20 protein-coding genes and 1 pseudogene are annotated in these 18,452 nt (G+C 58.9%); 4 read left to right on the top strand and 17 right to left on the bottom strand.

The window, feature by feature from the left end:
* Positions 1-2: 2 nt before the first annotated feature.
* Positions 3-1,322 (bottom strand): NAD(P)/FAD-dependent oxidoreductase, encoded by a 1,320-nt coding sequence (locus AB7M33_RS26185; RefSeq protein WP_099428955.1) that lies wholly within the window; start codon positions 1,320-1,322, stop codon positions 3-5.
* Between the two features lie 190 nt (positions 1,323-1,512).
* Here AB7M33_RS26185 and AB7M33_RS26180 point away from each other — a divergent pair, with 190 nt between their 5' ends.
* Both AB7M33_RS26180 and AB7M33_RS26175 read left to right on the top strand, forming a co-directional pair.
* Entirely contained in the window at positions 1,513-2,157 is a 645-nt protein-coding gene (locus AB7M33_RS26180) for a glutathione S-transferase family protein (RefSeq protein WP_454243985.1), read from the top strand.
* Between the two features lie 201 nt (positions 2,158-2,358).
* Complete coding sequence (locus AB7M33_RS26175) at positions 2,359-2,889, top strand: hypothetical protein (protein ID WP_454243984.1); 531 nt, start codon at positions 2,359-2,361, stop codon at positions 2,887-2,889.
* A gap of 132 nt (positions 2,890-3,021) precedes the next feature.
* Here the strand turns inward: AB7M33_RS26175 and sfnR are convergent, their stop codons facing one another.
* The 4 genes from sfnR to mrdA form a co-directional block, all read right to left on the bottom strand.
* The gene (sfnR, locus tag AB7M33_RS26170) at positions 3,022-4,119 is read right to left on the bottom strand and encodes a sigma54-dependent transcriptional activator SfnR (RefSeq protein ID WP_454243983.1); all 1,098 of its coding nucleotides are present in this window, start codon (positions 4,117-4,119) and stop codon (positions 3,022-3,024) included.
* Positions 4,120-4,128: 9 nt separating this feature from the next.
* Positions 4,129-5,316, bottom strand: coding sequence for an acyl-CoA dehydrogenase family protein (locus AB7M33_RS26165; protein ID WP_454243982.1), 1,188 nt, complete (start codon positions 5,314-5,316; stop codon positions 4,129-4,131).
* 9 nt (positions 5,317-5,325) lie between these two features.
* Positions 5,326-5,886 (bottom strand): FMN reductase, encoded by a 561-nt coding sequence (gene msuE, locus AB7M33_RS26160; RefSeq protein WP_099428959.1) that lies wholly within the window; start codon positions 5,884-5,886, stop codon positions 5,326-5,328.
* Positions 5,887-6,229: 343 nt separating this feature from the next.
* Positions 6,230-8,122, bottom strand: coding sequence for a penicillin-binding protein 2 (gene mrdA, locus AB7M33_RS26155; RefSeq protein WP_099428960.1), 1,893 nt, complete (start codon positions 8,120-8,122; stop codon positions 6,230-6,232).
* Positions 8,123-8,685: 563 nt separating this feature from the next.
* On the opposite strand from mrdA, the gene AB7M33_RS26150 reads away from it, so the two are divergent.
* Both AB7M33_RS26150 and AB7M33_RS26145 read left to right on the top strand, forming a co-directional pair.
* Entirely contained in the window at positions 8,686-10,017 is a 1,332-nt protein-coding gene (locus AB7M33_RS26150) for an MFS transporter (RefSeq protein WP_454243981.1), read from the top strand.
* A 370-nt stretch (positions 10,018-10,387) separates the two neighbouring features.
* Positions 10,388-11,101, top strand: coding sequence for a GntR family transcriptional regulator (locus AB7M33_RS26145; protein ID WP_027593685.1), 714 nt, complete (start codon positions 10,388-10,390; stop codon positions 11,099-11,101).
* Between the two features lie 6 nt (positions 11,102-11,107).
* Here the strand turns inward: AB7M33_RS26145 and AB7M33_RS26140 are convergent, their stop codons facing one another.
* From AB7M33_RS26140 to AB7M33_RS26085, 12 genes and pseudogenes are all read right to left on the bottom strand, one after another.
* Positions 11,108-12,058: a PDR/VanB family oxidoreductase gene (locus tag AB7M33_RS26140; protein WP_454243980.1), complete on the bottom strand. Its 951-nt coding sequence runs from the start codon at positions 12,056-12,058 to the stop codon at positions 11,108-11,110.
* A 12-nt stretch (positions 12,059-12,070) separates the two neighbouring features.
* A complete protein-coding gene (locus AB7M33_RS26135; protein WP_454243979.1) occupies positions 12,071-13,138 on the bottom strand; it encodes an aromatic ring-hydroxylating dioxygenase subunit alpha in 1,068 nt (355 codons plus the stop codon).
* A 292-nt stretch (positions 13,139-13,430) separates the two neighbouring features.
* Positions 13,431-13,550, bottom strand: a pseudogene (locus AB7M33_RS26130) (flagellar basal body protein); the annotation flags it as partial.
* Between the two features lie 400 nt (positions 13,551-13,950).
* Positions 13,951-14,337 carry a hypothetical protein gene (locus AB7M33_RS26125; RefSeq protein WP_157765546.1) on the bottom strand — a complete coding sequence of 129 codons (387 nt, stop codon included), beginning with the start codon at positions 14,335-14,337 and terminating at the stop codon, positions 13,951-13,953.
* Positions 14,338-14,847: 510 nt separating this feature from the next.
* Positions 14,848-15,030, bottom strand: coding sequence for an RHS repeat-associated core domain-containing protein (locus AB7M33_RS26120; RefSeq protein ID WP_454244259.1), 183 nt, complete (start codon positions 15,028-15,030; stop codon positions 14,848-14,850).
* 75 nt (positions 15,031-15,105) lie between these two features.
* Complete coding sequence (locus AB7M33_RS26115) at positions 15,106-15,519, bottom strand: hypothetical protein (RefSeq protein ID WP_454243978.1); 414 nt, start codon at positions 15,517-15,519, stop codon at positions 15,106-15,108.
* Positions 15,520-15,670: 151 nt separating this feature from the next.
* Entirely contained in the window at positions 15,671-15,931 is a 261-nt protein-coding gene (locus AB7M33_RS26110) for an RHS domain-containing protein (protein ID WP_225876704.1), read from the bottom strand.
* Positions 15,932-16,021: 90 nt separating this feature from the next.
* Complete coding sequence (locus tag AB7M33_RS26105; protein ID WP_454243977.1) at positions 16,022-16,327, bottom strand: hypothetical protein; 306 nt, start codon at positions 16,325-16,327, stop codon at positions 16,022-16,024.
* Positions 16,328-16,502: 175 nt separating this feature from the next.
* The gene (locus AB7M33_RS26100; RefSeq protein WP_454243976.1) at positions 16,503-17,018 is read right to left on the bottom strand and encodes a hypothetical protein; all 516 of its coding nucleotides are present in this window, start codon (positions 17,016-17,018) and stop codon (positions 16,503-16,505) included.
* Between the two features lie 91 nt (positions 17,019-17,109).
* On the bottom strand, positions 17,110-17,679 hold the full coding sequence (locus AB7M33_RS26095) for an RHS repeat-associated core domain-containing protein (RefSeq protein WP_454243975.1): 570 nt from the start codon (positions 17,677-17,679) through the stop codon (positions 17,110-17,112).
* Positions 17,680-17,858: 179 nt separating this feature from the next.
* Positions 17,859-18,122, bottom strand: a complete 264-nt coding sequence (locus AB7M33_RS26090; protein WP_099428967.1) for a PAAR domain-containing protein — start codon at positions 18,120-18,122, stop codon at positions 17,859-17,861.
* A 16-nt stretch (positions 18,123-18,138) separates the two neighbouring features.
* Entirely contained in the window at positions 18,139-18,444 is a 306-nt protein-coding gene (locus tag AB7M33_RS26085) for a hypothetical protein (RefSeq protein ID WP_099428968.1), read from the bottom strand.
* Between the last annotated feature and the right edge of the window lie 8 nt (positions 18,445-18,452).

Genomic DNA, 18,452 nt, shown 5'->3' with positions numbered 1-18,452 from the left:
TGTCAGCTTTCTAGGCCGGCGCGGCGCTGGCCCCAGTGCAGGTTCAGGTTGACGCCCAGACTCAGCAGCGGCTCCGGCGGGTTGCGGTTGGGCCCGGCCGAGCCCAGCAGGAAGTCGATCAGCTCGTCACGCTCGCCACTCAGCCAGTCGGCCAACAGGGTCCCGGTGGCAGTGCCCCGGGTAATTCCCAGGCCGTTGCAGCACAGCGCCGCATGGACATTGGGTGCCAGTGTGCCGAAATGCGACTGGTGGTTGCGCGACAGGCACATCGAACCGCCCCAGGTGAATTCGAACGGCGTACCCGCGAGCATCGGGAAGCGCCGCTCGAACGACGCCCGGTGCTGTCGCCCGGCGCGTTGCAGGTGGCGCTGGTTGGCGCGCCCATCGGCGTTGAAACTGAAGCTGTTGCGTACCAGCAGGCGCTGGTCCGGGGTGCGCCGCAGGGTGCTGCCAAACGGGTCGGCGGGGATGATGCCCCAGGTCGCCTTGCCACCCAGGCGTGCTTGTTCGTCTTCGCTCAGGGGCCGGGTCATGCTGGCGTAGGTGAAAATCGGCAGCAGCCGCCCCGGCAGGAAGCCGAAGTACGAGGCGAAGGCGTTGTTGGTCAGCAGCAACTGCTCGGCAACGATCTCGCCATGGGCATGCGCGAGGGTGATGCGCGTGCCCTGTTCGATGCGGGTGATGGTGGTGTGTTCGTACAGCGTCACGTTGCTGGGCAGGCTGTCTGCCAGGCCTTTGGCCAAGGCGGCCGGCTGCAGTAGCTGGGTACCTGGGGTGTACAACGCTTTGCGGTAGAACGCGGTGCCGAAGTGCTCGGGCAGATCACGGGCATCGATCATCTGGTAGGGCTGGCCGAGTTTCTCCAGGCCGCTGCGGTACGCTTCGAGCACCGCCAACCCCTTGTCTTCGACCGCCGCCTGGTACTTGCCGTCCGGGCGGACCTGGCAGTCGATGCCATGCTGCTGGATCAGCGTGTGCAGTATCGACTGCGCGCGCAGGTTGAGCTTGAGGTTCATCCGCGCCGTGGCCAGTTCACCGATGTAGTCCGGTGCGCCGATGTCATGGGGCAGGTCGATGGCAAAGCCCGAGTTGCGCCCCGAGGCGCCAAAGCCGACTTCCTGGGCTTCGAGCAGGATCACCTCGTCATCCGGGTGATGCAGCGCCAGCTGCCGCGCGGCGGCAAGGCCGGTGAAGCCAGCACCGAGCACCACCCAGCGCGCTTCGCTCCGCCCCCGGTGCGCGGCACGTGGCTGGCGCATGGAGCTGAGGTGGAACCAGCCGCAACCGTTGTCATCCGCGGGGGTAGAGGTGTTTCTGTACATGGGTTTTATCCGTGTTGTTTTCTTCACTGTCGCATGGCCCGGGCGGGGGGCATATAACGGGAATGACGGGTCGTGGGAGGTTTTGAATTGACCGCGGCAAGCCCTGCGTGATTTGCTCGGTTTGCCGGTGACTGGCCCGTGCAAAAGCCCCGGCACCTAACGATCATTCAAAGGAAACTGAAGGTCTGCCATGTCCGAATACACGCTCCACTGCTTCGCCGAATCCGGCAATGCCTACAAAGCCGCCCTCATGCTCGAACTCACCGGCCAGCCTTGGCAGCCGGTGTTCGTCGACTTTTTCAACGGCCAGACCCGCGAGCAGGCCTGGCGCGATGAAGTGAACGAGCAGGGCGAGGTGCCGGTGCTCGAACACGCGGGCAAGTCGTTCACCCAATCGGCCTTGATCCTGGAATACCTCGCTGAGCAGACCGGCCAGTTTGGCCCACGCGATGAGGACGAAAAGCGCGAGATCTGGCGCTGGATGCTGTTCGACAACCACAAGTTCACCAGCTACTACGCGGCGCTGCGGTTTATCTATTGCCTCAAACAGATGGGCGAAAACGATGTGACCAAGTTCTTGCGTGATCGCGCCACGGCGGCCTATCGCATCGTTGATGCACATTTGGCGAAGACGCCGTTCATGGTCGGCGGGCGCTTGACCATCGCCGACTTGTCGTTGGCGGGGTATGTGTTCATGCCTGAAGACACGGGTATCGCGCTGGACGAATTCGTTCATATCGAGGCCTGGAAAGCGCGGATCAAGAGCACGCCAGGCTGGAAACACCCCTATGACCTGATGCCGCGGACAGCGCCTGTTCAAGCGCCATTCGGATGACTGGTCGTGACAAGCGCTAGCGCATGACTACGCTCAGGACGTAAGACACATTCTGCAACAACTGGCCAGTTGGCCCTGATGGATCTCGCTCACCCGCTGCAGATGGAAGGCCGCACTGGTTTGCAGGTCGCCCCATGGGGGGGGCCGGAACTCACGGGGTGTCATGTGCAACCCCCGTGCTACTCCAAGCGGAGGCTCTACATGCTCAAAAAATGCTTGTTGGCTTTGGCAATCGGCGCGGTTTTGTCAGCGTCGGCCGTGTTGGTGCCTGACTCCATTGGCGGTGCGTCCAGCGCGTATGCGAAGGATGGCGGTGGTGGAGGTGGCGGCGGCCATGGTGGCGGCGGTGGCGGCGGTGGTCATGGCGGCGGTGGGGGTGGTAGCGGTGGTGGAGGCGGCGGTGGTCACGGCGGCGGCAGCGGTGGTGGAGGTGGTCATGGTGGTGGCAGTGGAGGCGGCGGCAGTGGCGGCGGTGGAGGCCACGGCGGCAGTGGGAGCGGACACAGCGGCGATGGCGGCGGGCATGCCAGCTCAGGCCGTGGTGAAAGTGGACGCAATGGCGCCGATGATGGTGCCAACCATGAGGCCAACCATGAGGCCAACCATGAGGCCAACCATGAAGCGAATCACGAAGCGAATCACAGTGTTGGCGAGGCCCACGGTGTAGGGCATGGCGCCGATGATGGTGCCGATCATGATGTCGGCGATGATCATGGCGGTGACCGCACTTAGCATTTGAGTGGCCCGTACCGGCCTTTTCGCGGGTAAACCCGCTCCCACAGGATCTTCACTGGCCTTGAAAGCAGTGGAATACCTGTAGGAGCGGGTTTACCCGCGAAGAGGCCGGTACAGGCACTGCACATTTCAAATCGACAATCGCACCACCCGGTTATCCATAACCTGATGCTCCTGCCCCCGCCTTTTGTTCACCACCAACTCGCCAATCGCGATCAGCCGGGTCCGGGTGATGTTGCGCGACAGCCCCAGCAACTGCGCTGTATGCACCTGGTTGTAATGGCAAAAACGGTACGCCGAGCGCAGCAGGGCATTTTCGACCTTCTCGTACAGCCCCCCAGGCTGCTCCTCGTACAATTGGCTAAACGCCCGCTGCAGCAGTTCCTCCACGGCATTGCTGGCAGGCTCCTCCTGCCGTTCGATACGCAGGTTGGACAGCCGCAAATCCTGCGCCTGGATCACCCCGTCAGCACAGGTCAACAAGCTGTGGTGAATAACGTTTTCCAACTCACGGATATTGCCCGGCCACGCATAGTCAACCAGCTTGGCCTGGGCCGTCGGGTTCAATTCCACCGGCCCGTAGCCCAGCCGGTCGCTGTAGCTACGAATGAAATGACACGCCAATGGCAGGATGTCACCTGGCCGGTCACGCAGCGGGTGCAACTGCAAGGTCACCACGTTCAGCCGGTAATACAAGTCTTCGCGAAAATGCCCGGCATTGATGGCCTTCTCCAACTGCACGTTGGTCGCCGCCAGCACACGCACATTGATCGGGATGCTTTTGCGTGAACCCAGCCGCACCACTTCGCGCTCCTGCAACACCCGCAGCAGCTTGACCTGGATCGGCAAGGGCAGGTCGCCAATCTCATCGAGAAACAGCGTGCCGCCGTCAGCCTCCTCGAACCAGCCGGCCTTGGCCGCCAGGGCGCCGGTGAAGGCGCCTTTTTCATGGCCAAACAGTTCGGCCTCCACCAGCGACTCGGAAAACGCCCCGCAATTGACCGCGACGAATGGGCCGTTACGCCGGCCGCTGAGGTTATGAATATGGCGTGCGACCAGCTCCTTGCCCGTGCCGGTTTCGCCGATGATCAGCACGCTCGCCTCACTCGGCGCGACCTGTTGCAGGTGGGCGAGCAGCGCCTGTGACCTGGGGTCTTCGAAAACCTGCGCGGTCGCCCTGATCGAGGTGGCCAGTGTCGGGGACGGGGGGAGGGTCAGCAGTTGCATGGGCAATCCTCAGGAATAGAAGGATGGGGCAGGGCGCTTGCCGTTGAGGGCCCACTCGCCCAATTCATGGATGCGGTAGTCCACGGGGTCGTGCAGGGTCTGTGTCCTCAGGTTGCGCCAGTGGCGGTCGAAGCGCAGCGAGGCGTGGGTAGCGCGGGCACCGGTGACCTCGAACAGCCGGTTGCAGATATCCAGGCCATGGCGGCTGGCGGCAACCTTGGCAGTGCCGATGGCCAGGGCCAGGTCGCCGCGTTCCTCTGCGCTTAAGGCATGCTCCTTGGCCCAGGCGCTATCGAGCTGGCGGGCAGCGCGTTCGATCAGCAAACGGACGCTTTCCAGGCCGACCCAGAACTCGCCGTAATGGCGCAGCACATAAGGGTCTTCGGCAGTGGTGGTGGCGTTTGAGCGGAACCACGGCCGGCTTTCCTTGAGGGTGTACTGGCGGGCTTCCTCGTACGCGCCTTCGGCGATACCCAGGAACAGGTTGGCGAAATGCAGCTGCGCGATCAGCGGGCGCAAGGCGGCGAAGGGCGTGCTCAACGGCCCTGGGTCGAGCAGCAGTTCAGTGTGCTCGACCCGCACCCGTTCAAACGTGGCGCTGCCGCTGTCGGTCTGGCGCTGGCCGATGTTGTGCCAGTCGCTGTGCAGGCTGATACCGGTACGGCCACTGGGGATCGCGGCGATCAGCAGTTTGCCGCCCGCGCGTTCGTCCACGGCGGAGGCGATCAGCATTTCCGAGTCGCTGGCACCGGAGCAGAAGCTCTTCTTGCCAGAGAATTCGCACCAACCGTCGAAGTGCTTGACCACGGTGCGTGTGTCCAGCGGGTTGAGGGCGTTACCCCAAAACCACTGCTTGCGTGCAGTCTGCTCGAACCACGGCTGCCATTGGTCTGGGCTCGAAAACAGGCGCACGGTGGCCAGCATCAGGTGATGGAAACCGAAGACGTGGGCAATGGAGCTGTCGACACGGGCGAACTCGCGCACCACTTCGAAAGTATCGAACCAGCTCGCGCCTTGGCCACCGAACGCCTGTGGGATAGTCAGCGACAACAGGCCGCTGCCACGCAGCGCGTCGCGCTCAGCCTTGGGCGTACCGCCGCGTTCGTCACGCTCGACGGCGGTCTGGGCGAACTGCCCAGCCAACTCGCGGGCGATGGCCAGGGCAGGGCGTGGTGCCGTGTTTACCGGTGCATTCATGGCCGCTCCTCAGGCGCTTTTGCGCAGCGCGTGATGGGCGCCGAACAGCGGCACGGCACGTTCGGCGGCCAGGCGGATACGCGCGGCGAGGGCCTCACTGGAAACGCGGTAGTCGGCCAGTTCCGCTTGGCTGGCAAACACACCAATCGGCAGTGTCAGGGCCTGCAGGAAGCTGAATAGCGGGCGCAACTGGTGATCGAGCACCAGCGCGTGGCGCTCACTGCCCCCAGTGGCGGCGAGCAGCACTGGGGTGTCGACCAGGGCGTCCTGGCCAATAAGGTCGAACAGATGCTTGAAGTGGCCGGTAAAGCTGCCGCGGTACACCGGCGTGGTCACCACCAGCAGGTCGGCCTTTTCCACCAGCCGCAGTTGCTGCTCCACGGCCTCGGGCAGCTCGCTGCGCCACAGGGCACTGCCCAACGGGCGGGCAATGTCACCCAGGTCGATGAGGTGAGGCTTGATGTTCAGGTGTTCGGCCAGTTCCGCGAGGATCGCCTCGGTCAGGGCCAAGGTGCGCGAAGGGCGGGAAGTACCGCCAGACAGGGCGACGACATTCAGTGGGGTGCTCATGGGCAAGTCTCCGGTTCGGGTTGAGCGGGGGACTTTGCTGGAGCAATCGTCGTGCCGTTTATAAAACGTATTTTAGATCAACGGGTTACGCGTTATAGCGCCCGGGGCGATGTTGCCGTGCGGGCGCTGGCTGTTGATCGGGTGTTGCGCTGCAGACAGTTGGCCGGGTGTTGGCGGCTGTACAGTTGAGAGAGTTATAGAGGATTTGGGTGCGGCCAAAAAAGAATAAGAATTTATATTCTTATTCCACTAACCAGGCGGAGCGCCGCGCGGGCGGCGCTCGATCTCATAGGCGCTGCAAATCCCATGGCGAACCCCTAGCAACCCATCGCCACATCCACCCCTAACCGTGCGGCACTGCCTTGGTCGCCGCATTGCCCGCATATTCAGGCTTCAAGTGCCCCTGCTCATCCAGCAGGTACGCATCCATCACCTCGCGCACCACCGGCCCTGCCACGCGCCCGCCCGCTTCGCCGTTCTCGATCATCACCGCCACCACCACGCTTGGGTGATCGGCCGGTGCGAAGCCGACGAACAGGGCGTTGTCGCGGTGCCGTTCCAGGGTCTTGTTGCGGTTGTAGCGCTCGCCTTGCTTGATCGCCACCACCTGCGCCGTGCCGCTCTTGCCGGCGATGCGGTACTGGGCGCCGGCCGCCGAGGCGCGGGCGATGCCGCGGGGGTCGTGCATGACCATTTGCATGCCTTGGCTGACCTGGTCCCAGGCGCGTTTGTCATGCAGCACGATGTCGGGCATCGGGTTGGGGTCGACCGGGGTCTCGCCACCCACCGTCATGGCCAGGTGCGGACGGTGCCATACACCCTTGCTCGCCAGCAGGCTGGTGGCCTGGGCCAATTGCAGCGGGGTGACCTGCATGTAGCCCTGGCCGATCCCCAGGATCAACGTCTCGCCCGGGAACCAGGCCTGGCGGCGCGTGGCGCGCTTCCATTCGGCGGAAGGCATCAGCCCGGACGCTTCCTCGAACATGTCCAGCGACACTTTCTGCCCCAGACCGAATTCGGCCATGTAGTCGTGCAGGCGCTCGATCCCCAGCTTGTGCGCGAGGTCGTAGAAGTAGGTGTCGTTGGACCGCATGATGGCGGTGTACATGTCTACCCAGCCGTCACCGCTGCGGTTCCAGTTGCGGTATTTGTGTTCGTAGTTGGGCAGCTCGTAGTAGCCCGGGTCGAACACCCGGCTGCCGGGGGTGATCACGCCACTGTCCAGGCCGGCGATGGCCACTTCTGGCTTGACCGTCGAGCCCGGTGCATACAAGCCGCGCAGCACACGGTTGAACAGCGGCCGGTCGATGGAGTCGCGCAGGGCGGCGTACTGCTTGAAGCTGATGCCTTTGACGAACAGATTGGGGTCGAAGCTTGGGTTGCTGACCATCGCCAGCACGTCGCCATTGGCTGGGTCCAGCACCACCACCGAACCACGGCGGTCGCCCAGGGCCTTTTCGGCCGCCAGTTGCAAGTGGCTGTCCAGGCTCAGGGTGATGTCCTTGCCGGGGATCGGGGCCTTGTGGTTGAGCACGCGCATGACCCGGCCCTGGGCGTTGGTCTCGACTTCTTCGTAGCCCACCTGGCCGTGCAGCTGGCGTTCGTAGAAGTGCTCGATACCGGTCTTGCCGATCGACTGCGTACCGCGATACTCGGTGCTGTCGAGGGTCTTGGCTTCTTTCTCGTTGATGCGCCCGACATAACCCACCGAATGGGCGAAATGCTCGGCCAGTGGGTATTCGCGGATGAACTGCGGTTCTACCTCAAGGCCGGGCAGGCGGAACTGGTTGACCGCAACCAGGGCGATCTGTTCTTCGTTCAGGCCGACCATCAGGGTGACCGGCTCGAAGGGTTTGCGGCCGCGGCGCAGGTCCTTGTCGAACTGTCGGCGGTCATCCTCCGAAAGGCTCAACACCTGCGCCAGGGTATCCAGCACCTTGGCCGAGTCGCCGGCCCGCTCACGGGTCATGGTCAGGTCGAAACTGGGCTTGTTGTCGGCCAGCACCACACCGTTGCGGTCGTAGATCAGCCCGCGCTCAGGGGCGATGGGCAGCACGTGCACGCGGTTGTTTTCCGACACGGCGCTCTGCTGGTCATGTTGCAGCACCTGCAGCACATAAAGGCGGCCCACGAGGACGGCGACCAGGGTGAAGACCAGGGTGGCGCAGGCGATCAGCCGGCGGTTGACCAGGTGCTTTTCCTTCTCGTGGTCCTTGAGGGGTATGGGCTGCGGCATGGGTGGCTCTGTGGGGTGGCGGTGTGGCCGGGCGGCGGCCCCGGGGCCGGCGATGCTACGCAACCCCTCCCTTTCGCTCAAGGCAGGCGGCCTTGGGCAGGGGCTGGCGATCAGCTGTTGGCCCCGGTATCAGGGTGTTCACGGCGAACATGAAGATTTGTTCATGCCTGTATTCGGATGGCTGGGCAGAGGGGGCGTGGAAGGTTATTTTTGGATCCACAGAACAACTGCTGTGCGATAAGCGAACGAAATAATCATCAAGCGCTAAATTCATAAGGCACTGAAAATTAACTAGTTATTGTATTAATTCGTTCTGGGGTCGCCGCTTTATGTCGTCGGATTGGCGTTTGCCAAAATTCATCCTGTTGTCTGTGGATCCATTATCTGGTTGATTAGCGCCTGACGACGGCCAGCCCTCCGGCCGTGCGCGACGACAATTACAAGAAGGGTCCAGTCATGAATGGCTTATCTGGGGCACGGAACCGTCAACGTTCCTTCTGCTCTGCTTGCGTGTGCACGTCTGTCCTCCCGCCTGTGGCCCGCATCGGCCTGCAGGTGGCCCCATGAACATCGATCTCAAGCAACGTCTGGACAATGACCCGATGGGCCGCTTCCAGTGCCTGGCCATCGGCATTTGCATCGTGCTGAACATGATCGATGGCTTTGACGTGCTGGTGATGGCCTTCACGGCCGCCTCGGTGTCTGCCGAGTGGGGCCTGAGTGGGGCGCAGGTGGGGCTGCTGCTCAGCGCCGGCCTGTTCGGTATGGCGGCAGGGTCACTGTTTATTGCGCCGTGGGCCGACCGCGTTGGCCGGCGCCCATTGATTCTGTTCTGCCTGACGCTTTCTGGTGTCGGCATGTTGCTCTCGGCGTTGAGCCAGAGCCCGTTGCAACTGGCGCTGCTGCGCGGGCTGACCGGCCTTGGCATCGGCGGCATTCTGGCCAGCAGCAATGTGATCGCCAGTGAATATGCCAGCAAACGCTGGCGTGGCCTGGCAGTGAGCCTGCAGTCCACGGGGTATGCCCTGGGCGCGACCTTGGGCGGCTTGTTGGCGGTATGGCTGCTGGGCCACTGGGGCTGGCGTTCGGTGTTCCTGTTCGGCGGCATCGTCACGGTGCTGGTGATCCCGCTGGTGCTGCTGTGGCTGCCGGAGTCGCTGGACTTTTTGTTGGCACGCCGCCCGGCGAATGCCTTGGCGCGGGTCAATCGGTTGGCCGACAAACTCGGGCAACCGGCACTGTCCCAGCTGCCGCCGCCCGCGCAAAGCGTGCCTGGTGCCGCCACAGGGTTCAGGCAGTTGCTGACCCCCGCCATGCGCCGCACCACGCTGGTGATCTGGTTGCTGTTCTTCCTGGTGATGTTCGGCTTCTACTTCGTCATGAGCTGGACCCCGAAGCTGCTGGTCGCGGCTGGCTTGTCGGCGCAGCAGGGCATTACCGGCGGAGTGCTGCTGAGCGTTGGCGGCATCCTTGGTGCGGCGCTGATTGGCGGCCTGTCGTCACGCTGGTCACTGAGCCGCGTGTTGGCGATGTTCATGCTGGTCACGGCCGGGCTGCTGGTGCTGTTCGTGGCCAGCGGGTCATCGGTCACTGCCGCGCTGGCGCTGGGCTTGCTGATCGGGCTGTTCGCCAACGGTTGCGTGGCTGGGCTGTATGCGCTGTCACCGGTGGTCTATGACGCGTCGGTGCGCGCCACCGGGGTGGGCTGGGGCATCGGCATTGGCCGGATTGGCGCAATCCTGTCACCGACCGTGGCCGGCGTACTGCTCGACGGCGGCTGGCAACCGCTGCACCTGTATGGGGTGTTTGCCAGTGTCTTCGTGCTTGCTGCTGGTTGCCTGCTGTTGCTCAAGCCAGCGTCGCGGCCGGGGCAGGCAGTGATGGCCGATGCCTAGGGTCGTATCCCAGCAAAATTTTGCCAAGAATGGGTGAGGCTGGCAGGTGTACGCCGCAGCAATTTTGCCGGCATTGAGATCGAGCGCCGCCCGCGCGGCGCTTCGCAGCACAAGGCTGCTCCCACATCTGTTTCGGGCCAATTATTCCTGTGCCATGAGCGCGCGCCCCCTTGGCGCCTGACACGATATTGAGTCGGACCAACAAGGCGGTCGCGCGCAAATATCACAGGCCTCACTGGCCCGAAACAGATGTGGGAGCAGCCTTGTGCTGCGAAGCGCCGCGCGGGCGGCGCTCGATCTCATGGCCACCCAATGCGTCGTGGCGAGCACTGCGATAAGATTACCGCTCATGTCTCTGGAAACTGCCTGGATGAGCAAGCCCGGTCAATTGGTGCTGGTTACGCTTCGCAAGATGATCGCCTCCGGCGAGTTGGCGGCCGGCGAGCGTCTGATGGAAATCCCCACCGCCGAACTGTTCGGTGTCTCGCGGATGCCGGTGCGCATGGCATTTCGCACCCTCGAGCAGGAGGGCCTGCTGGTGCGTTTTGGCGGGCGTGGGTTTCAGGTGCGTTCCGTCAGCGCAGACGACATCGCCGGCGCGGTCGAGGTGCGTGGCGTGCTGGAAGGCCTGGCTGCGCGCCAAGCGGCAGAGCGTGGGCTGTCCGCTGAAGCGCGCGCGGCGCTGCAGCGCTGCCTGGTCGAAGGCGACCAACTGTTCGACAAGGGTTTTGTCACCGAGGAAGACCTGCAGGCCTACCATGACCTCAACATGCGCTTCCACCAGGTGATCATCGCAGCCAGCCACAACCCGGCGATTGCCGATGCCCTGGCGCGCAATGACCACCTGCCGTTTGCCTCGGTCACTGCGCTGGCCGTGGACCGCCATGACCTGGCGCGTGAGTACCGGCGCTTCAACTATGCACACATGCAGCACCATTCGGTGTTCGATGCCCTGGTCAGCGGGCAGGGCGCCCGCGCCGAGGCCATCATGCGCGAGCACGCCAATGCCACCTTGCGCTACGCCGAGACGTTCGGCGCGGCCACGGCCGATGCGCGCATGAAGGTCATCCTGCCCTCGTCTTAAAGCGCTTCAGATATCCAGCACCAGCAGTGGCGTTTTCGAGCGCGAGCAGCAGGGCGTGAACTGATCGTTCTGCGCCTGCTCCTGTTCCGTGAGGAACAGGTCGCGATGCTCCGGTGTGCCTGCCAGCACGCGCGTCAGGCAGGTGCCGCAAATGCCTTGCTCGCACGACATGGCGATCGCGATGCCGTGCTGTTCAAGCACCTGCACCACACTCTGGTCGGCGGGCACCTCGAAGACCTGGCCGGTGCTGTTCACCTGCACCGAGAAGCTGCCGTCGTTCTGCGTATCAACCGGCGCGGCGGCAAAGTATTCGCGGTGCAGGCATGCCTCCTGCCAGTCCTGCGCCTTGGCGCTTTCCAGCACATGCTGCATGAACCCGCTTGGGCCGCACACATACAGGTGTATATCGTCTTGCGGGTTGGCCAATACCTGGGCGATGTCCAGTGCAGTCTCGGGTTGCTCGTCGAAATGCACGAACAGGCGGTCGGCGAAGGCGGCACCGCGCATGCGTTCGACGAAGGCTGCACGTTCGCTGGAACGGGCGCAGTAATGCAGTTCGAAGTCCTCGCCGCTGTGGGCCAGTTGCTCGGCCATGCAGAGGATCGGCGTAATGCCGATGCCACCTGCGAACAACAGGCTGCGACGGGCGCCCAGGGCCAGGGGGAACAAGTTGCGCGGTGCGCTGATACGCAGACGGGCACCGTTGTGCACCTGCTCGTGCAGGCTGCGCGAGCCGCCACGTGAGGCCGGGTCCTTGAGTACGCCGATCAGGTAACGGTGGCGTTCTTCGGGGTGATTGCACAGTGAATACTGGCGGACTTGCCCATCCGGCAGGTGCACGTCAATGTGCGCGCCTGCGCTAAAGGGCGGTAGCGGGCTGCCATCGATTGCGGCCAGCTCGAAGCTGCAGATGTCCTGCGCTTCGTCGTTACGGGAAACCACTACGGCATCGATCATGTCCGTTCCTCGTCAGGCTGGGCTTGCGCTGGTCGCGATCAGTTGGGCTTGGCCCGTGCGTTCGTTGGCGATCAGGCGCTCCAATATCTTGCGCGACTGGACCCCGCCGGCATCGATGTTGAGCTTGAGCAGGTTGCGCTCGGGGTAGGCGAGCAGGTTCTGTTGCTGGCGTTCGAGCATTTCCAGGTCTTCGCTGAAAATCTTGCCCTGGCCCTCGCGGATGTTGGCGGTCAGCGTTTCGTCGTGCGCTGCAAAGTTGCGCGCCATGCCCCAGAAGTACCAGATCGAGGTGTCGGTCTCTGGGGTGATGAAGTCGACCACGATGCTCGAGGCTTTGTGCTGCGCATCGGCGTGATAACCCCCTTTGCCTGCGTGGGCCACGCCAACTTCGATCAGCACATGGCTGGGCGGGGTGAAGCGGCAGATCTGCCAGCGGTCCACCGGCACATCGTCGGCCAGGCCGTTGCCGCGCAGGGCCATGCGCCAGAACGGCGGTGCCATGATGTTTTCCATGTGCCGGGCAGTCACCACTTCGTCACCGGTGACGGTGGTCACGGGCGGGGCTTCGTCGATTTCCTTCTGACCAATGCTGGAGGCATGCACGTAGGTTTCGTGGGTCAGGTCCATGAGGTTGTCGATCATCAGCCGGTAGTCGCAGCCAATGTGGAACAGCCCGCCGCCGTAGGCCCACGCGTCATTCACCGCCCACTCCAGGTGCGGGATCAGGCTTGGGTCCGCTTGCGCCTGGTCGCCGGGCCAGACCCAGATGAAGCCGTAGCGCTCGACCACCGCGAAGGTTTTGTTGCAAGGGAAGCCCCTGACCCGCTGCCCTGGCATCTCCACGGTCTTGCCGTCGCAGCCCATCACCAGGCCATGGTAGCCACACACCAGGTTGCCGTTTTCGACATAGCCCAACGACAGTGGGGCGCCACGGTGCGGGCAAAAATCTTCCACCGCAGCTACCCGGTTTTCGTGGCCCCTATAGAACACGATCCGCTCCCCGCAGACCTGACGGCCCAGCGGTTTCTCGGCGATTTCATCGGGGGTGCAGGCGACATACCACGTGTTTTTGGGGTACATGGAGGCTCTCCGGGGTAACGATTGTTTTTATTTAATGGATCCATTAAATGTGGCGGAGGGCGGCCTGGTCAACGATTATGGCATTTTTTGCTGATTTATCTGGGCGATTATCGGACTGCCATGAGTGGTTTTTTGTTTTATGGATCCATTGGCTGGGGTTTTCAGCACCACTGGATGTCACCCTGCCGCGCTTGAACGATCCGGAACCTGACGAAACCAATCCCGACCTCGCCTGGCACAAAAAGCAGTGGCATGCAGTGCCTAGCGAGACCCTGACCGAACAGGTTTTTTTCAGGTCCTGGACTTCGGCGCGATCACGTTTGAAGCCAGTGGTCGAGACGTTGGCCAGGTTGTTGGAAATGGTGTCCATGGCGAACAGGCCGGTTTTAGCGACCCAACGAGCCGGAAGCATGCTGTTCTCCTCGTGCGCCTGTTTATGGCACCCGTTCAAATATGATTAGCCGATTTGCAATTGAGCGCTTGTACTCATTGAATGTTAGGAAGTATTAGCGCCAAGGTTCAGCGTCGAAAACTAGTAGAAGTACCAGGTGACCCGTTCCACTCGCGACGCCGAAGGTTGACTTCCAGATCACCCTTTCCGCTTGCCAGACCGACCCGGACCAAAACGCCTTCGCAACACTGGAGCTGGATGGCAAGAATGGCTCGCTGCCGATCGGCCCCATCGCAAAGGGTGTCTTCAAGTAGGCCCAACACAATGATGAAAATAATCTGTCTTGGTGACACAACCGATCATGGCGGAGATTCAGTTGGAACTTACTCAATAGTGTCTGTTTTGGGGTTGCGGCTTCGTTTTAGGTATAAAGTTTTCTAATGGCTGATGATGCAACCATGGGGTCAGGGTCTTTGGATAGTTGTTGCAGGATGTCTTTGGGCACCTTGGGGTTGCAGGCAATTCGGTGTCTTACAGTTGCGTCCGAATCGATTGCGAGTCGCTCGAAGACCGTTCTATTAAGTTTTCGTTTGGTTGCTATTTTCCATCGGATATCTATGTCGCTGCTCTTCGAGAGACGGTCTATGATGTCGTCGGGAATGTTTTTGTTCCCCGCTACGCATCGTGCGAGCTCCGGGTAGTTATTAAGTATTTCAGTCCATACTTCAAGTGAGGCAGTTTGGTGTGCAAACGTGGTATCTTCATCATCGTCGCAAAGGATCCTGAATTCTTCAGCTGTAATACTCATCTACTTCCCCTTTGGTCCTTGCGTTGCACCTCGATCATTAATCTTTCTCTCTGGGCGGAGTGTGCTTCGATTTTGTTGGGGATGCTCTCTCAGTGGATGTTTGATGCGCCTGTTGGTAGTAGTTTTCCAATTTCCTTCAGAGGCTCATCTTGCCTTTCATATAGATGGGTGTTGATGTAGGTCTGGCATTCTGGCGTGAAGTTCATCGGTTAAATCTCCATGCTATTCTTCCCACTTTTTTTGTGTTGCCTCAAAGCAAATTGTTCTTTCATTTTTTCTGTTAAAAGCATTTATATGAGCCTTGTCTCTGTTGTCATACTCCACGCGAAAGCCCCGATGCTCATCTAGAAATCGTCCCCCGTTGAAGGGTTCCGGTATGAATTTGGCCGGATTAGGAACGGAATCTTTGGCGGAGATTTGAGTGTATCCTAGGGCGCTGTTCATAGCTTGATTGTAGTCGTCGTGCAACTCGTCGCATTGACGCTCTTTCCTGATTCTCTCTCTTTCTAGTTATTTTCTCTTGTCCTTAGCGCTGCATGGGTTGGCGGTTCTTGTCAGTTCAAGTGGGTCGATCCACTGTGTAGGGTTTGGCGCGTACTGGTACGTATTAATCTCGCCATCAAGCACTACTGGATCCTTACTAATAAACCTTGCTGTCCGAGGATCAGTAGCGATGGTGAAAAATGGTGTCATTTTGTTTCTTGATTGGTGGCTGACTTGTGATGGGTGGAGCATCTTTGTGATGCTCCACTATCCGATAATTGGGCGCTATTGTTGCTGCTTCTTTCGCAAATCTAAATTGTAGTGCGCGACCTGCTTGACATTTGTGACGGTGTCTTTGGATAAGCGTTCTAGAATTTCAATAGGTGTTTTTTGATTTGCAGCAATAGCCTGCCTAACACGAGGCTCTTCGTCTCTGGATAAAAGGTGCATGCTGTCGAGGTCTAGTTTACGTTTTCTAGCTACAGTGTGGCGAGTTCTCCAGTTACCACTAAGGGCTAGTTTAGCGAGGATAATGGCTGGTATGGTGTTGTTTTGTAATAGCATTAACTCGTAATCCGAATGTTGCTCAAGCATGCTTTCCCAGACGTGCATCTCAGCCTCATCTGAAATTGCCCTGCTTTTAAGTGTCGGGTCATCGCTTTCGATTAAACCCACAAATTCAGCTGCTGAATTTATCATTTCTTTTCCTGGTACTTTAATAATTTTAAGTCATCTGGCGACCAGTTGGGTTTTTGTATTTTTTTGCCAGTAACAGTCGGTGCTTAATAGGAGAACACTTCATCAAATGACGCCGTCATTTTTCACCTGCCGGGCTCAGATGGAGTTGAGATTATAGCCGTGCTGCGAACGGCGTACGGTATTCTGTAGTATTTGTTGCGTTCTCGCTCATCAAATTCCCGAATGTTGTTTTGTCCGGCACCCTTTCTTTCTTAGTGGCAAGTGTTCTTTCTGACGTACCCCAAGCTCTATACACGCTGCTCCAAGAAACTTGAGAATCCTCACTTGTAAGCTCCATCGGTGTACCGAGGTGATTGCACTGGTACCTGACAATTGTGCAAATGATTTTTGGCTTCGGGTTGTTTTGCCACACCGGATCGTGCCCAATCGCATAGGGTGAGGTATAGCTTGGCTGTGCTGGGTGATGTTGTTGAGGGCATCTACGCAGGCGGTCGTACAGGTCCTAGGTGAGCTTGCCGGTCTTGCCGTTCTCAATCCGCTCCAGCAGGTTACCGCGCTCGTCGTAGCGGTACTGCGTGCTGCAGTAGCTGCGCAGCACGTTGCCCATCAATTTGCGTGGCGAGTGCGAGTGCGAGTGCGAGTGCGAGTGCGAGTGCGAGTGCGAGTGCGGATTCGGACCGGGTGGTGCCTCGGTGTCCAGCAGGTTGCTCGCTGGGTCAAAGGCAAATGTTTCCTTCTCGTAGTTCAGGCTGGCTTCAAGCAAACGACCAACCGGGTCATAACGGTAGCGCAGATCGCCACGGTTCAAGTCTTTGATGTGCTATAGCTGCCCGGCTTCGTCATAACGGTAGGTGCGCGCCGCTATGCGTTTGGACTCACCTTGCCGAGCCAGCGTCTGTTCCATCAGCCGTCGCTCACGCGGCTTGACACCACAGACACAAAATGTATTTGGCAGTTTCGTGCTGATAATATGATGTGATATTTTAAAGATCGCCGTAACTTTTAACTTTCATGAGGGTGGAGGTGCCTGATCTGACATAGGTCGCACTAATAGTGCACTCGTATAGCTTTGTTTTTCCATGAAAAGAGTAGTCAATTGAGATTTGAGTTGAGAAATCGCTAGCGAAAAATCTTAATTCGTCACTGATGCTTTCGTCAAAGTCAAATTGTGGGTTTATAATGGTGGCTTCTGGTAGTTTTATGGCTCCGTAATATTTCCAGTCTTCATCGATGAATGCGTAGAATTCTTTGTGATATAGTTCGGACGAGAAATAGCTCAAGCACTCGGTGAGTGAATGAAATTCCTTGCTTAGGATGGTTTCAGATCTTAATGATTTTATTTTCTTAAGGATCTCATCCGTCTCTGTTAGCTCTAGTTTTTCTATCTTTTCGTAATTTTCAGGGAATATCTTTCGGATTTTTTTCTCATGGCTATTCTGTATTTTTTTTCCTTGTGCTTTTCTGTACAGTAACTCATTGTCGTGCGGTGTGATAGTCAATTGCAGCACTCCTTAATGTAAAGTGCTTTCCCTTTCCCATTACGGGTTTGTGGTCGATTATGTCTGCTCGTTCTGGGATTTTCATCGTCATCTAATTTTCACTTTCTAGTGTTTTGGACTCAGTTTCAAGCTCTAGAGGATTCGTCCAATTCGTTGGGTTTGGGACATGCACATAAATGTAAATGCCGCCCGTAAAGCCAATCGGGTCCTTTCCAATAAAGCGACCAAGGCTGGAACCATAGTAGCGATATCGGTTGTAATGAAGACCTGTCTCGATGTCAAAGTACTGCCTCTGAAAACGTAGTGGATTACGGTTGAGTACGGGTCCGGTACCATTGTCTCGATTTTTCTCAGCATGTCCCCACGCCCTATATGTTCCTTTCCATTCTACTTGTCCATTCTTGGATGTCAGCTCCATCGGTGTGCCCAAATGATTACACTGATACCAAGCACGGGTGTCGAATGGCTTCGGTGCTGACTTTTGCTGCCAAACCGGATCTCGTTCGACGTCATAGGGGAAGTCATAGTTCGGCTGATGCAGCATCTCTTCAATATGATTCATCACCCCTTGTGCGACCGGAACGAAGGTCCCAGGCTCATACACATAGTGCGTGGTTTGCCCTTTGCCATCCCGACCGCGTTCATTGCCGTTGGCATCCATGATGCGGGGGGGCCATACCTTCCGTTTGAAACCCATTCTCGTGCCGCCCTCAATCGGTACACGTACATTGCCGCTATGGAGAACAGCCTGATCAGCTCTCAATTTTAGGTTGGGAGTGGCGGCAACAGACATACTGCTGGGATGTCTGTTGTTCCCCTATCCCGATTGGGTCGGTTACCTCAGCGATGGACGCTGCCGTGTGAAGCGCTGGCGATCAGGCTGGCGCCGCACGCGGTCTTCATGCCGTCGAGCGCAACGGGGATGCCATTGACGCGGTAAGTGTCACTGCCTTCGATGATTGGGAATTCACCTTTGCATAGAGGGCAGAAGACCATGTTGCGTTTGCCGGCCATGGGTTTGCCGTTGAGGTTTGTATTGGCTATGCACTCAATAACTTTGCCTCCGTGATCGGTTGAGTCGTTAAGCCTTATAATCTTCAACATTCGGTTTGGCTCCTATTTATGATTCTGCTGAATCGGATTTTGGGGTGGGAGATACTTCTGCTCGACCCTCATCAATTGAAAGTAGGTAGGATCTAAGAATTTCAAGTACTTCGGTTTTCGTAAACATAAATTCTTCACCTGCATCCATTCCACTTAAGGTGTACATTATTTCATTCAGCTGGATATCATCGGAGCGATGGATTTTTTCATCTAGGCTGATCAGGTATGTGTATTTGGAGAACTCTAACGGGTTGTACTCTCTTGATGAGAGGAAATTAATCATGTTTTGTACGATGCGTTTTTTTTCTTTTCTGCTGAGCATGGCTTCGC

This window comes from Pseudomonas sp. Y3 TE3536, assembly GCF_053629175.1.
This window is presented reverse-complemented; position numbering and strand designations above follow the sequence as displayed.

Coding starts and splice junctions, on each gene's coding strand:
- AB7M33_RS26095 (WP_454243975.1), bottom strand. CDS start 17,679: ATGGATGCCAACGGCAATGAACGCGGTCGGGATGGCAAAGGGCAAACC.
- AB7M33_RS26145 (WP_027593685.1), top strand. CDS start 10,388: ATGAGCAAGCCCGGTCAATTGGTGCTGGTTACGCTTCGCAAGATGATC.
- AB7M33_RS26120 (WP_454244259.1), bottom strand. CDS start 15,030: ATGACACCATTTTTCACCATCGCTACTGATCCTCGGACAGCAAGGTTT.
- AB7M33_RS26185 (WP_099428955.1), bottom strand. CDS start 1,322: ATGTACAGAAACACCTCTACCCCCGCGGATGACAACGGTTGCGGCTGG.
- AB7M33_RS26090 (WP_099428967.1), bottom strand. CDS start 18,122: ATGTTGAAGATTATAAGGCTTAACGACTCAACCGATCACGGAGGCAAA.
- AB7M33_RS26180 (WP_454243985.1), top strand. CDS start 1,513: ATGTCCGAATACACGCTCCACTGCTTCGCCGAATCCGGCAATGCCTAC.
- AB7M33_RS26125 (WP_157765546.1), bottom strand. CDS start 14,337: ATGAGTATTACAGCTGAAGAATTCAGGATCCTTTGCGACGATGATGAA.
- AB7M33_RS26085 (WP_099428968.1), bottom strand. CDS start 18,444: ATGCTCAGCAGAAAAGAAAAAAAACGCATCGTACAAAACATGATTAAT.
- sfnR (WP_454243983.1), bottom strand. CDS start 4,119: ATGCAACTGCTGACCCTCCCCCCGTCCCCGACACTGGCCACCTCGATC.
- AB7M33_RS26135 (WP_454243979.1), bottom strand. CDS start 13,138: ATGTACCCCAAAAACACGTGGTATGTCGCCTGCACCCCCGATGAAATC.
- msuE (WP_099428959.1), bottom strand. CDS start 5,886: ATGAGCACCCCACTGAATGTCGTCGCCCTGTCTGGCGGTACTTCCCGC.
- AB7M33_RS26175 (WP_454243984.1), top strand. CDS start 2,359: ATGCTCAAAAAATGCTTGTTGGCTTTGGCAATCGGCGCGGTTTTGTCA.
- AB7M33_RS26140 (WP_454243980.1), bottom strand. CDS start 12,058: ATGATCGATGCCGTAGTGGTTTCCCGTAACGACGAAGCGCAGGACATC.
- AB7M33_RS26150 (WP_454243981.1), top strand. CDS start 8,686: ATGAACATCGATCTCAAGCAACGTCTGGACAATGACCCGATGGGCCGC.
- AB7M33_RS26165 (WP_454243982.1), bottom strand. CDS start 5,316: ATGAATGCACCGGTAAACACGGCACCACGCCCTGCCCTGGCCATCGCC.
- AB7M33_RS26115 (WP_454243978.1), bottom strand. CDS start 15,519: ATGATAAATTCAGCAGCTGAATTTGTGGGTTTAATCGAAAGCGATGAC.
- mrdA (WP_099428960.1), bottom strand. CDS start 8,122: ATGCCGCAGCCCATACCCCTCAAGGACCACGAGAAGGAAAAGCACCTG.